General features: G+C 71.9%; 13 protein-coding genes and 1 pseudogene. 11 read left to right on the top strand and 3 right to left on the bottom strand.

The genetic code is table 11. The features are described 5' to 3' along the window. The first annotated feature begins 53 nt into the window (after nt 1-53). Together R6V09_RS29860 and R6V09_RS29855 are read left to right on the top strand one after the other, a co-directional pair. On the top strand, nt 54-851 hold the full coding sequence (locus R6V09_RS29860; protein ID WP_442810178.1) for a J domain-containing protein: 798 nt from the start codon (nt 54-56) through the stop codon (nt 849-851). 14 nt (nt 852-865) lie between these two features. Further along, on the top strand, nt 866-1195 hold the full coding sequence (locus R6V09_RS29855; protein WP_317884564.1) for a rhodanese-like domain-containing protein: 330 nt from the start codon (nt 866-868) through the stop codon (nt 1193-1195). A 28-nt stretch (nt 1196-1223) separates the two neighbouring features. On the opposite strand, the gene R6V09_RS29850 is transcribed toward R6V09_RS29855, so the two are convergent. Further along, nucleotides 1224-2357 carry an acyl-CoA dehydrogenase family protein gene (locus tag R6V09_RS29850; RefSeq protein ID WP_317884561.1) on the bottom strand — a complete coding sequence of 378 codons (1134 nt, stop codon included), beginning with the start codon at nt 2355-2357 and terminating at the stop codon, nt 1224-1226. A 284-nt stretch (nt 2358-2641) separates the two neighbouring features. On the opposite strand from R6V09_RS29850, the gene R6V09_RS29845 reads away from it, so the two are divergent. Genes R6V09_RS29845 through R6V09_RS29835 form a run of 3 tightly spaced genes read left to right on the top strand, consistent with a single transcriptional unit; the run spans nt 2642 to nt 5405 of the window. Then, on the top strand, nt 2642-3448 hold the full coding sequence (locus tag R6V09_RS29845) for a DUF5819 family protein (protein WP_317884560.1): 807 nt from the start codon (nt 2642-2644) through the stop codon (nt 3446-3448). Beyond that, nucleotides 3445-4668: an HTTM domain-containing protein gene (locus R6V09_RS29840; protein WP_317884559.1), complete on the top strand. Its 1224-nt coding sequence runs from the start codon at nt 3445-3447 to the stop codon at nt 4666-4668. The genes R6V09_RS29845 and R6V09_RS29840 overlap by 4 nt, the downstream gene beginning before the upstream one ends. Continuing rightward, complete coding sequence (locus R6V09_RS29835) at nt 4665-5405, top strand: TrmH family RNA methyltransferase (RefSeq protein WP_317884558.1); 741 nt, start codon at nt 4665-4667, stop codon at nt 5403-5405. Before R6V09_RS29840 ends, R6V09_RS29835 begins: the two co-directional genes overlap by 4 nt. A 94-nt stretch (nt 5406-5499) precedes the next feature. Here the strand turns inward: R6V09_RS29835 and paaN are convergent, their stop codons facing one another. Beyond that, a complete protein-coding gene (paaN, locus tag R6V09_RS29830) occupies nt 5500-7191 on the bottom strand; it encodes a phenylacetic acid degradation protein PaaN (RefSeq protein WP_317884557.1) in 1692 nt (563 codons plus the stop codon). Nucleotides 7192-7363: 172 nt separating this feature from the next. Here paaN and R6V09_RS29825 point away from each other — a divergent pair, with 172 nt between their 5' ends. Then, on the top strand, nt 7364-8878 hold the full coding sequence (locus tag R6V09_RS29825; RefSeq protein WP_317884556.1) for a 3-hydroxyacyl-CoA dehydrogenase: 1515 nt from the start codon (nt 7364-7366) through the stop codon (nt 8876-8878). Beyond that, on the top strand, nt 8875-9465 hold the full coding sequence (locus R6V09_RS29820; RefSeq protein ID WP_317884555.1) for a TetR/AcrR family transcriptional regulator: 591 nt from the start codon (nt 8875-8877) through the stop codon (nt 9463-9465). The genes R6V09_RS29825 and R6V09_RS29820 overlap by 4 nt, the downstream gene beginning before the upstream one ends. A gap of 42 nt (nt 9466-9507) precedes the next feature. Here R6V09_RS29820 and R6V09_RS29815 read toward each other — a convergent pair whose 3' ends face one another. Next, nucleotides 9508-10008, bottom strand: a complete 501-nt coding sequence (locus R6V09_RS29815; RefSeq protein WP_442810177.1) for an Lrp/AsnC family transcriptional regulator — start codon at nt 10006-10008, stop codon at nt 9508-9510. A gap of 174 nt (nt 10009-10182) precedes the next feature. Here R6V09_RS29815 and pdhA point away from each other — a divergent pair, with 174 nt between their 5' ends. From pdhA to R6V09_RS54695, 4 genes and pseudogenes are all read left to right on the top strand, one after another. Continuing rightward, nucleotides 10183-11319: a pyruvate dehydrogenase (acetyl-transferring) E1 component subunit alpha gene (pdhA, locus tag R6V09_RS29810; RefSeq protein ID WP_317884554.1), complete on the top strand. Its 1137-nt coding sequence runs from the start codon at nt 10183-10185 to the stop codon at nt 11317-11319. Beyond that, nucleotides 11316-12320 (top strand): alpha-ketoacid dehydrogenase subunit beta, encoded by a 1005-nt coding sequence (locus R6V09_RS29805; protein ID WP_317884553.1) that lies wholly within the window; start codon nt 11316-11318, stop codon nt 12318-12320. Before pdhA ends, R6V09_RS29805 begins: the two co-directional genes overlap by 4 nt. Continuing rightward, nucleotides 12320-13639, top strand: a complete 1320-nt coding sequence (locus tag R6V09_RS29800) for a dihydrolipoamide acetyltransferase family protein (protein WP_317884552.1) — start codon at nt 12320-12322, stop codon at nt 13637-13639. Before R6V09_RS29805 ends, R6V09_RS29800 begins: the two co-directional genes overlap by 1 nt. A 54-nt stretch (nt 13640-13693) precedes the next feature. Next, nucleotides 13694-13797 (top strand): annotated as a pseudogene (locus tag R6V09_RS54695) (molybdenum cofactor guanylyltransferase); the annotation flags it as partial.

Here is a 13797-nt window from a genome sequence, read left to right as displayed (position 1 = left end):
GCGCGGCCGGCACCGGCTCGGCGGACGGTACGGCGCCCCGGCCCGAGGAGCGGCTGGAGCGGGCCGTGCGGGCCGCCGAGCAGGCGTTGATCGAGTACGAGATCGCGGTGGACACCTTCCGCATCGAGGTCGAGAACTTCTCGCGGCTGCACCACCAGAAACTCGGCCCGATGTACACCCGCCTCGACGAGCTGGACGCGCGGATCGCCGAGGCCACGGCCGCACGCACCGGCGACCCCGAGGACATCCGCAGGGCGGACGAGGCCCGGGCCCGGGTGATGCCGATGCCGGCGGTCGAGGAGCTGTTCCACGGCTGGATGGACGGCGACGGCCTGTTCCCGGAGGCCGCGGCGATGCTCACGGACCAGCCGGTACGGCCCCCGCAGCGGGTGCGCCCCAGCGAGGAGGCCCGCAAGCTCTACCGCGAGCTGGCCCGCAAGGCCCACCCCGACCTGGCTCAGGACGACGACGAGCGCAAGCGGCGCGAGGAGTTCATCACCCGGGTCAACGCCGCCTACAGCCGAGGCGACGCCCCGCTGCTGCGCGAGCTGGCCGAGGAGTGGGCCGCGGGACCGGCACCGGCGGAGCGCGGCCCGAGCCCCAGCGAGGAGCTCTACGCCCGCCTCGAATGGCTCGCCCAGCGCAAGGAACTGCTCACTCTCGTCGCCCGCGAACTGGAGGAGGGTGCCATCGGCTCCATGCTCCGGATCGCCCCGGACGACCCCGACCGTCTCCTGGACGAGATCGCGGAGCAGTTGCTCGCCCAAGTCGCCGAGCGGGAGGCCGAGTTGGAGGCCCTGCTCGGGGAGCCCGACACGTCGGCAGGACCGTCGGGTAGCGTCGAGTCATGAGTTTCGGAGCTGGTGTGCCCACGGTCGAGGTCGGCGACCTCAAGGACGGCGACTTCCTGCTGGACGTCCGCGAGGACGACGAGTGGCAGGCGGGTCACGCCACGGGGGCGCTGCACATCCCCCTCAGCGATTTCGTGGCCCGGTACGGCGAGTTGACCGAGGCGGCGCCGCAGGACGGCAGGGTCCATGTGATCTGCCGCTCCGGCGGGCGCTCCGCCCAGGTCACGACGTATCTGACACAGCAGGGTATCGACGCCGTGAACGTCGACGGCGGCATGCAGATCTGGGCCGCCGCGGGCCGCCCCGTCGTCACGGACGAGGGACAGCCAGGCTTCGTGCTGTAGCCGTAGCCGTACTTGTGGTTGGCGGGAGCTAGGCCAGCGGATGGGCCGCCAGCAGGTCCCCCAGCGCTTCCTCGTGTGCCGCCGCCGGGCCGAGCGACAGCTCCAGGTGCTTGGCCCAGGCGTGGTACCGGTGCAGGGGGTATTCCGTGTCGGCGCCGAACCCCCCGTGCAGATGCTGCGCGGTCTGCACGACCCGTCGTACGCCCTCCGCCGCCCAGATCTTGGCCACGGCCAGGTCGGCGGCGGCGGGCAGCGCGCCCGGTGCGCCCGAGGCGATCCGCCACGCGGCCTGCCACAGCGTCGCCTCCATCGCGCGCAGGTCGATGTAGCGGTCGGCGGTCTGTACGGCGACGGCCTGGAAGGTCGCGACGGGGAACCCGAACTGCTCGCGCTTGCCCGTGTATTCGGCGGTCATGCGCAGGACGGCGGTGCCGAGCCCGAGGGCCAGCGCGCAGGTGCCGGCGGTCAGCAGGTCGCGCAGCCACTCCCAGGCGCCGTCGGCGTCGATGACGTCGACCACCGCGATCGGCACGGACTCCAGGCGCAGTTCGGCGAGCCGCTCGCCGGTGGTGGATATCTGCTCGGCGAGCACGACGCCGTCGCGGTCCGGGGCGACCAGCGCGAGGACGGTCCGGTCCGCGTCCGTGTGCGCCGGTACGACGACCAGGTCCGCGTTGTACGCCCACGGCACCGCCGTCTGCACCCCGTCCAGCAGCCACCGGTCGCCGTCCCGCCGTGCCGTCACGGCGAGCTCGGCCGGGTCGTGGCCGGTCCGTCCGTGCGCGGCGACGGTCAGTACGAGCTCGCCGCGGGCCGCCCGGGCGAGCAGGCCGGACCTCAACTCCTTGCTGCCGAAGGCCTGTACGGCCGCCGCGGCGGCGCTGCTCTCCAGGAGCGGCACCCTGGCCAGCACCTTCGCGGACTCCCGCAGGAGCAGACAGAGGGCGATGGCGTCCAGGCCCGCTCCGCCGTACTCCTCGTCGAGCAGCAGGCTCAGCAGGTCGGCCTCGGCGAGCCTGGCCCACAGCGCCCGGTCGAAGTCCTCGGCGACGGCACCCGTGATGTCCGCCGGACTGGGCACGGAGTCCGGCACGACATCGGCGAACACCCCCGCCGCGGCCTCGGCCGCCGCCTGCTGCTCCTCGCTGAAGGTGAAGTCCACGGTTCCCGTCCTTCCGCAAGACCTGATCTGACGGAGCGTCAAGATAGAACACGTTCTACAAGAAGGGAACGGTTCGGCCGGTCGCCCCATGCCTGCCGATCGTTCGGTTTGTCCGTTCCATGGTCGAATGCGCCGAGGTGGGCCGTCAACGGCTGTGGATAACCTGCGGGCAGCCGCTGTGGACAACATGACCACGTGCGTGGCCTGTGGGTATCAGGACTGTGCCCGGAGCGTGCGTCTGAGTACCGTTCCGTGCGACGGACAGGAATCGGAAACGGGGCGGAATGGACGCGAACGACGGAGGCTCGAACGCCCCCGAGGAGGAGCAGACGCCGGTCTCCTCCTCCGAGGGCCCGCGCACGCCTGCCGCCCCCGAGGGGCCGCACGTGCCCGCGCAGCAGCCGCCTCCGCCCGAGCCGCCGCCCCGCGATCTCGCGGACGCCCGTATCGGAGTCGCAGCCCTGTCCCTGCGCTATCAGGTCGTCGCCGCGCTGGCGGTCGCGGTCGTCGCGGTCGCCGCCCTCGTCCATCTCGGGATGGTGTTCCTGCACGTCGCGCCGTCGAACACGGTCACGAAGCAGCACGGCAAGGCGATCGACGAGTGGATCTACCCCGAGTTCGAGCAGAACTGGAAGCTGTTCGCGCCGAACCCGTTGCAGCAGAACATCGAGGTCCAGGTGCGCGCCGACATCCGCACGGCGGCCGGTGAGACCCGTACGACCGGCTGGTACGACCTGTCGGCCGAGGACGGCGCGGCCATCGACGGCAATCTGCTGCCGAGCCACACCGAGCAGAACGAGCTGCGCCGGGCCTGGGACTTCCTGACCGCCACGCACGACGGCGACAACCGTCCGGTGGGTGTGCGCGGCACGCTCGCGGAGACGTATCTGCGGCGCATCGTCGTGATGCGCCTGGGCCGGGACGACGCGGCCGGAGCGGGCGGCGTCGTCCAGCGCGTCCAGGTCCGCTCCCGTACCACCAACGTGCCCCCGCCCGAGTGGAGTGACGAGCAGGTGTCGACCACGCCCCAGTACCGCACGCTGCCCTGGTGGCCGGTTCCGGCGGACGAGGGCGCGGGAGGTGTCCGGTGAGCGATTTCGCCCCCTCGGTCTCCCGTGGCATCTCCCGAGTCACCGAGTCGGCCCTCGGCCCCTACCAGAGCGCCGTGATCCGCATCGGCTTCGCCGCGACGTGGCTGCTGTTCCTGCTCCGCGAACTGCCCCACCGCCAGGAGCTCTACGGCCCCGACGGACCGTGGAGCTGGGACCTCGCCCGCCAACTGATCGCGGAAAACGGCGCGTTCACGGCCCTGATGTGGTCCGACGGGCAGTTCTGGTTCGAGACGGTGTACGCGCTGGCCGTACTGGCGAGCGTCCTGCTGCTGCTGGGCTGGCGCACCCGCACGACGTCCGTGCTCTTCATGGTCGGTGTGCTCTCGCTGCAGAACCGCAGTGTCTTCATGGGCGACGGCGGCGACAACGTCCTGCACCTGATGTCCCTCTACCTGGTGTTCACCCGCTGCGGCCAGGTCTGGTCCCTCGACGCGCGCCGGGCCGCCCGCACGCGTGAGGCACGCGCGCGTGGGGAGCGGATTCCCGACCGGGCCGGGCCCGTCCTGTGGGTGGTGCTCGGTGCGGTGCTCGTCGCGGTGACCTCGGCCGGCCGGTTCGACAGCGACTGGTTCGTGCCCGCGCTCCTGTGGGGCGTCTGGCTGGCGCAGGCCCTGTGGTGGGCGGTCGGGCGGTACGCGAGGTCGTACGAGCCCCGGGTGCTGCTCGACGTCGTCGCGAACGTGATCCACAACGGCGCCCTGTTCGTCATCGCGTCCGAGGCCTGTCTGATCTACGCCACGGCCGGCTGGTACAAGATCCAGGGCTCCCGCTGGCAGGACGGCACCGCCGTCTACTACCCGCTCCACCTCGACTACTTCTCCCCCTGGCCCGGCCTCGCCGACGTGCTGGCCGGCAGCGGCACGATGGTCATGATCGTGACCTACGGGACCGTGATCGTGCAGGTCGCCTTCCCGTTCACGCTCTTCAACCGGCGGGTCAAGAACGTCCTGCTGGCCCTGATGATGACCGAGCACGCGGTGATCGCCGTGCTCCTGGGGCTGCCGTTCTTCTCCTTGGCGATGATCGCGACGGACGCGGTCTTCCTGCCGACGTCGCTCCTGCGCCGGCTCGGCGGATGGGCGGCACGCGCGCGTGGACGGTGGTTCACGCGGGGCGGCCGTACGGTGCCGGACGGGGATCCGGGGGAGCCACGAGCCCCGGAGAACCCCGAACACAGCCACGTAGGCTTCACCGCATGACCGACCCCGCAGCGGCCGACCACTGGCACCGGCTCGCCGAGACCGCCGTGCTGCTCGACGGCTTCCACGCCCTCAAGCACGCGCTGCGCTTCGGGGCCGAGGTCCCGGTGGCGGTCACCACGGACCGGTCGGCGGCCCTCGCACTCGCCGCCGAACTGGCCCCCGACGTACTGGACACCCTGGACGCGCTGCTGACGGAGGTCCCGGAGGACACGTACCGCTCCTACGTGCCGCGCCCGCATCCCACGGCGGTGGCGGCCCTGGCCGTACGTCCCGCGCGCGAGGCCAACCTTCAGCGGCTCGGACTCACGCCCCGCAGCGCGCCGGTGATCGTCCTCGACAACCCGCGCAACCTGGGCAACGCGGGCGCCGTGATCCGCCTCGCCGCCGGTTTCGGGGCGACCGGTGTGGTCACCACCGGGACGCTCGACCCCTGGCATCCCACGGTCGTGCGCGCGGGGGCGGGGCTGCACTTCGCGACCGCCGTGGAGCGGCTGACGGTGGACGAAATGCCCCCTGGACCGGTGTTCGCCCTGGACCCGGAGGGCGACGACATCCGGGCACTGAAGCTCCCGGACGACGCCGTCCTCGCCTTCGGCTCCGAGCGCAGCGGCCTGTCGGCCGAACTACGCGCGCGTACCGACCATTTGGTGGCCCTGCCGATGCGCCCCCAGGTCTCCAGCTACAACCTGGCGACCAGCGTGGCGATGACGCTGTACCACTGGAGCGCCCTCTAGGGGCGCGGGGCTGTGTCGATATACGGCTCCGCCGCGTGGGCGCGACCAGCCACAACGGACCGTCAGCCGCGCAGAAACCGCACCTCCCGAGCTCTTAGGCGTCCCGACGTACTTCGACGACCCGGAACCGGTTGGCCACGAATGCGCCGTCGGTCAGCGCCGCGTTCGCCGCCGGGTTGCCGCCAGACCCGTGGAAGTCGGAGAACGCGGCAGTCTGATTGACGAACACCCCACCCGTCAGGTTCAGCGACAACTGCGCCGCCTCCTCAAGGCAGACCTCCTCGACGGCCTTCTCGACCCCCTCGTCGGTGGTGTACGCCCCGACAGTCATCGCCCCCTTCTCCCGCACCGTCCGCCGCAGCAACTCCACCGCGTCGGACGCCGAGTCGACCGCGACGGCGAAGGAGACCGGCCCGAAGCACTCGCTCATGTAGGCGGCCTCGTCGTCGGGCTTGGCACCGTCCAGCTTCACGATCACCGGGGTTCGGACGACCGCGTCCGGGAACTCCGGGTTGGCGATCTCCCGTGAGGCGAGGGCGACTTCACCGAGCCCGGCGGCTGCCTCCAGGCGGGCCTTCACGTCCGGGTTGACCAGCGCGCCCAGCAGGCCGTTCGCGCGGGCGTCGTCGCCCAGGAGGCCGTCCACGGAGCGTGCGAGGTCGGCGACCACCTCGTCGAAGGACTTGGGGCCCTGGTCGGTGCCGATGCCGTCCCGGGGGATCAGCAGGTTCTGCGGGGTGGTGCACATCTGGCCGCTGTACAGGGACAGGGAGAAGGCGAGGTTGGACAGCATGCCCTTGTAGTCGTCGGTCGACTCGACGACGACCGTGTTGACGCCGGCCTTCTCCGTGTAGACCTGCGCCTGGCGGGCGTTGGCCTCCAGCCAGTCGCCGAAGCCGGTCGAGCCCGTGTAGTCGATGATCCGGATCTCGGGGCGGGTGGCGAGCGTCTTGGCGATGCCCTCGCCGGGGCGCTCGGCGGCCAGTGCCACCAGGTTCGGGTCGAAGCCGGCCTCGGTGAGCACCTGGCGGGCGACCTGGACGGTGAGCGCGAGTGGCAGTACCGCGCGCGGGTGGGGCTTCACCAGGACCGCGTTGCCGGTGGCCAGGGAGGCGAAGAGGCCCGGATAGCCGTTCCACGTCGGGAAGGTGTTGCAGCCGATGACCAGGGCGGTACCGCGCGGGACCGGCGTGAACTCCTTGTTCATCACGAGCGGGTCGCGCTTGCCCTGGGGCTTGGTCCACTCCGCGACGGCGGGGGTGCGGACCTGCTCCGCGTACGCGTACGCCACCGCCTCCAGACCGCGGTCCTGGGCGTGCGGGCCGCCCGCCTGGAACGCCATCATGAAGGCCTGGCCGCTGGTGTGCATGACCGCGTGCGCGAACTCGTGCGTCCGGTCGCTGATCCGCTTGAGGATCTCGATACTGACCACGGCACGCGTCTCCGCGCCCGCGTCCCGCCAGGCCCGCTGCCCGGCGCGCATGGCCGGCAGCAGGACGTCGAGGTCCGCGTGCGGGTACGTCACGCCCAACTCGATGCCGTACGGCGAGACTTCGCCGCCCACCCAGTCGTCCGTGCCGGGCTGGCCGAGGTCGAGGCGGGTGCCCAGGAGGGCGTCGAAGGCGGCCTTGCCCGCCGCCGCGTCCAGGCTGCCGTGCTCGCCGTAGGCCTTCGGGTGTTCGGGGTGCGGGGACCAGTACGCGCGCGTGCGGATCGCTTCGAGCGCCTGGTCGAGTGTCGGCCGGTGCCGGGCGATCAGCTCGTGCGCGGTCGGTTCGGCGGCCATGCGGGACCAACTCCTCTTCTCAAGAACTCGTCTGCGAGCTCATGACCTGGGCAGGAACAGGGGAAGGATCAGGGGCGGAAACAGGCGGTCAGAGTTAGAGTAACCGAACGATCGGTCGGGACAAGGGGGTCCGCCGCATCTGTGGAAAACCCTGTGCGGGAGGATCGCGGACATGACAGCACTGGACCTCAGCAGCCCCGTGGCCGTCGTCGGCACCGGCACCATGGGCCAGGGCATCGCCCAGGTCGCGCTGACCGCGGGTCACGTCGTACGGCTGTACGACACCGTCCCGGGGCGGGCCCGGGACGCGACCGCCGCGATCGGCGCCCGGCTCGACCGCCTCGTCGAGAAGGACCGGCTCACCGCCGCCGACCGGGACGCCGCGCGCGCCCGTCTGCTGCCCGCCGAGGTCCTGGCCGATCTCTCGGACTGCACCCTGGTCATCGAGGCCGTGCTGGAGCGGCTGGACGTCAAACAGCAGCTGATGCGCGACCTGGAGGACGTCGTCGGCGAGGACTGTCTGCTCGCCACCAACACCTCGTCCCTGTCGGTGACGGCCATCGGCGGCGCCCTGCGCAACCCCGGCCGCTTCGTGGGCCTGCACTTCTTCAACCCGGCGCCGCTGCTGCCGCTCGTCGAGGTCGTCTCCGGGTTCGCCACCGACGTCACGTCGGCCACGCGCGCGTACGAGATGTCCCGCGCCTGGGGCAAGACGCCCGTGGCCTGCGCCGACACCCCCGGCTTCATCGTCAACCGCATCGCCCGGCCCTTCTACGCCGAGGCCTTCGCGGCCTACGAGGCACAGGCCGCCGACCCGGCCACCATCGACGCGATCCTGCGCGAGTCCGGCGGCTTCAAGATGGGCGCCTTCGAACTGACCGACCTCATCGGCCAGGACGTCAACGAGTCCGTCACGCACTCCGTGTGGCAGTCCTTCTTCCAGGACGTCCGCTTCACGCCCTCGCTCGCCCAGCGCCGACTGGTCGAGTCCGGCCGCCTCGGCCGCAAGACCGGACAGGGCTGGTACGACCACGGGGACGACGCCGAGCAGCCCGAACCGCACACCGCGGAACCGGCCCAGGCGCCCGCCTACGTCGTCGTCGAGGGCGACATGGGCCCCGCCGCCGACCTGGTCGCGCTGATCCGCGAGGCGGGCATCGTCGTACGCGAGGAGGAAGAGGACCACGGCACCCGCATGGTGCTGCCCGGCGGCGGACAGCTGGCGCTCGCCGACGGACAGACCTCCGTCGAGTTCCGTGACGTCGTCTACTTCGACCTCGCCCTCGACTACCGCAGGGCCGGCCGCATCGCCCTGTCCGCCTCCCAGGACACCGCGTCGGGGACCCTCTCCGAGGCCATCGGCCTCTTCCAGGCGCTCGGCAAGGACGTCAGCGTCATCGGCGACGCCCCCGGGATGATCGTCGCCCGCACGGTGGCCCGGATCGTCGACCTGGCACACGACGCCGTCGCCAAGGGCGTCGCCACCGAGGAGGACATCGACACCGCGATGCGACTTGGTGTCAACTACCCCCTGGGCCCGTTCGAATGGAGCCGCAGACTCGGCCGCAGCTGGGCCTACGACCTCCTGGACGACCTGCACCTGCGTGATCCGTCGGGACGGTACGCGCCGTCCCTGGCGCTCTACCGCCACGCGTACGCCACCGAGAAGCGGGAGGGCACCCCATGACCACCGCCAAGCGCGACACGTACACCCCCGAGAGCCTGCTCTCCGTCGCCGTCCAGGTCTTCATCGAGCGCGGCTACGACGGCACCTCCATGGAGCACCTCGCCAAGGCGGCCGGTATCTCCAAGTCGTCGATCTACCACCACGTCACCGGCAAGGAGGAGCTGCTGCGCCGCGCCGTCAGCCGCGCCCTGGACGGCCTCTTCGGGATCCTCGACGAGGAGCACGCGCGCGTGGGGCGTGCCGTCGAGCGGCTGGAGTACGTCGTACGGCGCATGGTCGAGGTGCTGACCTCCGAGCTGCCGTACGTGACGCTGCTGTTGCGGGTGCGCGGCAACACGGACACCGAGCGGTGGGCGCTGGAGCGGCGCCGGGACTTCGACCACCAGGTGGCCGACTTGCTGAAGGCCGCGGCGGCCGACGGCGATCTGCGCGGCGATGTGGAGGTACGGCTCGCGACCCGGCTCGTCTTCGGGATGATCAACTCCATCGTGGAGTGGTACCGGCCCGACGGGCGGGGCATGGGTGAGCGCGAAGTGGCCGACGCGGTGGCCCAGTTGGTGTTCTCCGGGCTGCGCGCCCCGCACTGAGCCGAAGCCGGCCCCCGGGCCCGCACCGGCCCTCGGGCCGGGTCAGCCCTGCGGCTCCAGGTCCTCCTCCTCGAACACCAGCAGCGTGCGCGAACTCAGCACCTCGGGGATCGCCTGGAGCCGGGTGAGCACCAGCTCGCGCAGCGCCCTGTTGTCCGGCGTGTGCACCAGCAGCAGGACGTCGAAGTCACCGCCCACCAGCGCGATGTGCGAGGCGCCCGGCAGCAGCCTCAGTTGCTCGCGGACCGTGCGCCAGGAGTTCTGCACGATCTTCAGGGTGATGTACGCGGACGTGCCCTGACCGGCGCGTTCGTGGTCGACCCGGGCGCCGAAGCCGCGGATGACACCGTCCTCGATGAGGCGGTTGATACGCGCGTAGGCGTTGGCGCGCGAGACGTGCACCCGTTCGGCGACGGACCTTATCGACGCGCGGCCGTCCGCCTGGAGCATCTGGAGGATGTCCTGATCGATGGCGTCGAGCGGACGCGGGGGCGGCAGCGCGCTCCCCGCCTCCGGGCCGTCGGCCATTTGTTCAGGTGCCATGTCCCCCCGCCTCCCTACCATGGACGTACTGCGTTCATTCCAGGTTGTGGAGAACCGTTTGTCCACAGCCTGAAGCCGCGTGTAGCCAAAATGTGCCGACGACCGAACAATCGGTAGGGAGGCGCCGCACGTCCGAGACGTCTCTCCGAGCCACTCCCACGAGGAGGTGCCGTCATGACGGTCATGGAGCAGCGGGGCGCGTACCGGCCCACACCGCCGCCCGCATGGCAGCCGCGCACGGACCCCGCGCCGCTGCTGCCCGACGCCGTGCCGTACCGCGTGCTCGGCACCGAGGCCGCCGCGCAGGCCGCCCCCGAGCTGCTGCGCCGCCTGTACGCCCAGCTGGTGTCCGGCCGCCGGTACAACGCGCAGGCCACCGCCCTCACCAAGCAGGGCCGGCTCGCCGTGTACCCCTCCACCACCGGCCAGGAGGCCTGCGAGGTCGCCGCCGCGCTGGTCCTCCAGGAGCAGGACTGGCTCTTCCCCAGCTACCGCGACACGCTCGCCGCCGTCGCCCGCGGCCTCGACCCCGTGCAGGCCCTCACCCTGCTGCGCGGTGACTGGCACACCGGCTACGACCCGCGCGAGCACCGCATCGCCCCCCTGTCCACCCCGCTCGCCACCCAGCTGCCGCACGCCGTCGGCCTTGCCCACGCGGCCCGCCTCAAGGGCGACGACGTGGTCGCGCTCGCCATGGTCGGCGACGGCGGCACCAGCGAGGGCGACTTCCACGAGGCGCTGAACTTCGCCGCCGTCTGGCAGGCCCCGGTCGTCTTCCTGGTCCAGAACAACGGCTTCGCGATCTCGGTCCCCCTCGCCAAGCAGACCGCGGCCCCCTCCCTGGCCCACAAGGCCGTCGGATACGGCATGCCCGGCCGCCTGGTCGACGGCAACGACGCGGTCGCCGTGCACGAGGTCCTCAGCGAAGCCGTACGGCACGCGCGCGAGGGCGGCGGTCCCACGCTCGTCGAGGCCATCACCTACCGCATCGAGGCCCACACCAACGCCGACGACGCGACCCGCTACCGCGGCGAGACCGAGGTCGAGGCCTGGCGCGCGCACGACCCGATCGCTCTCCTGGAGCACGAACTGACCGAGCGCGGACTCATCGACGAGGCCGGCATCCAGGCCGCCCGCGACGCCGCCGAGACCATGGCGGCCGAGCTGCGCGCGCACATGAACCAGGACCCGGTGCTCGACCCCATGGACCTGTTCGCCGATGTGTATGCCGAGCCCACCCCCCAACTGCGCGAGCAGCGCGAACAGTTGGCGGCGGAGCTCGCGGCGGAGCGGGAGGGGACGCACTCATGACCACCGTCGCCCTCAAGCCCGCCACCATGGCGCAGGCCCTCACGCGCGCGCTCCGCGACGCCATGGCCGCCGACCCCACCGTGCACGTCATGGGCGAGGACGTCGGCACCCTCGGCGGCGTCTTCAGGGTCACCGACGGCCTGGCGAAGGAGTTCGGCGAGGACCGCTGCACGGACACCCCCCTCGCCGAGGCCGGCATCCTCGGCGCGGCCGTCGGCATGGCGATGTACGGCCTGCGCCCGGTCGTGGAGATGCAGTTCGACGCCTTCGCCTACCCGGCGTTCGAGCAACTGATCAGCCACGTCTCCCGCATGCGCAACCGCACCCGCGGCGCCATGCCCCTCCCCATCACCATCCGCATCCCCTACGGCGGCGGCATCGGCGGCGTCGAGCACCACAGCGACTCCTCCGAGGCCTACTACATGGCGACCCCGGGCCTCCACGTCGTCACCCCCGCGACCGTCCCCGACGCCTACGGCCTGCTGCGCGCCGCGATCGCCTCCGACGACCCGGTCGTCTTCCTCGAACCCAAGCGCCTGTACTGGTCGAAGGACACCTGGAACCCCGACGAGCCCTCACCCGTTGAACCGATAGGCCGCGCCGTGGTGCGCCGCCCGGGCCGCAGCGCGACGCTCATCACCTACGGCCCGTCCCTGCCCGTCTGCCTCGAAGCCGCCGAGGCGGCCCGGGCCGAGGGCTGGGACCTCGAAGTCGTCGACCTGCGCTCCCTGGTGCCCTTCGACGACGAGACGGTCTGCGCGTCGGTACGGCGGACCGGCCGCGCCCTCGTCGTACACGAGTCCGGTGGCTACGGCGGCCCGGGCGGCGAGATCGCGGCCCGCGTCACGGAGCGCTGCTTCCACCACCTGGAGGCACCGGTGCTGCGCGTCGCCGGGTTCGACATCCCGTATCCGCCGCCGATGCTGGAGCGGCACCACCTGCCCGGCGTCGACCGGATCCTGGACGCCGTGGGACGGCTGCAATGGGAGGCCGACAACTGATGGCACAGGTACTGGAGTTCAAGCTCCCCGACCTCGGCGAGGGACTGACCGAGGCGGAGATCGTGCGCTGGCTGGTCCAGGTCGGCGACGTCGTCGCCATCGACCAGCCGGTCGTCGAGGTCGAGACGGCCAAGGCGATGGTCGAGGTCCCGTGCCCCTACGGCGGTGTGGTCACGGCCCGCTACGGCGAGGAGGGCACCGAACTGCCCGTGGGCGCCCCGCTGTTGACGGTCGCGGTGGGTGCACCGGCCGCCGACACCGACGCGGAGACCGAGGGCTCGGGGAACGTGCTGGTGGGTTACGGCACGGGAGCACCCCCGGCGCGGCGGCGGAGAGTGCGGCGGATGGCAGCGGACGTCGTGACGTCGGTGGCGGACGCCCCCGCCCCCGGGACCGGTGGCCGCGGCGACGGTCCCGTACCGGTGATCTCACCCCTCGTACGACGACTCGCACGCGAGAACGGCCTGGAACTGCGGGAGTTGACGGGTTCCGGACGCGACGGGCTGATCCTGCGGGCGGACGTGGAGAAGGCCCTCCGCGCGGCAGCGGCCCAGGAAGCGACCGCCCAGGAAGCGACCCTTCTCCCCCCGGCGACGCTTCCCACCCCCACGACCACCACCACTACCGACGGAGTCACCCGCACCCCCCTCCGCGGCATCCGAGGTGCCGTGGCCGACAAGCTCTCCCGCAGTCGCCGCGAGATCCCGGACGCGACCTGCTGGGTGGACGCCGACGCGACCGAGCTGATGCGCACCCGCGCGGCCATGAACGCCGCCGCCGGGCCCAGGATCTCCGTACTGGCCCTCCTCGCCCGGATCTGCACGGCCGCGCTGGCCCGGTTCCCCGAGCTCAACTCCAGCGTGGACATGGAGGCACGGGAGGTCGTCCGGTTCGACCGGGTGCACCTCGGGTTCGCCGCGCAGACCGAGCGCGGGCTCGTCGTACCCGTCGCGCGGGACGCGGGGGCGAGGGACGCGGAGGCGCTGAGCGCGGAGTTCGCCCGGCTCACCGAGGCGGCCCGGGCCGGGACGCTGACCCCCGGGGACCTCACCGGCGGGACCTTCACGCTGAACAACTACGGGGTGTTCGGAGTCGACGGTTCCACGCCGATCATCAACCACCCCGAGGCGGCCATGCTCGGCGTCGGCCGGATCATGCCCAAGCCGTGGGTGCACGAGGGCGAGTTGGCGGTGCGCCAGGTCGTGCAGCTCTCGCTCACCTTCGACCACCGGGTCTGCGACGGCGGTACGGCGGGCGGTTTCCTGCGGTATGTGGCGGACTGTGTGGAACAGCCGGCAGTACTGCTGCGCAACCTGTGATCACGGCGGCCCGCACAAGTTCCCTGTGATCAGGGCGGCACGCATACTCGGGGGGTGACCGCGTACGAGCCTCCCGACGCCGCGCCCGGCGACGCGTACGACGCCGTCGTGCTCGCCGGTGGTGCCGCCCGGCGGCTCGGGGGCGCCGACAAGCCGGG

The organism is Streptomyces sp. W16, from assembly GCF_033194735.1.
GTDB lineage: Bacteria > Actinomycetota > Actinomycetes > Streptomycetales > Streptomycetaceae > Streptomyces.
This window is presented reverse-complemented; position numbering and strand designations above follow the sequence as displayed.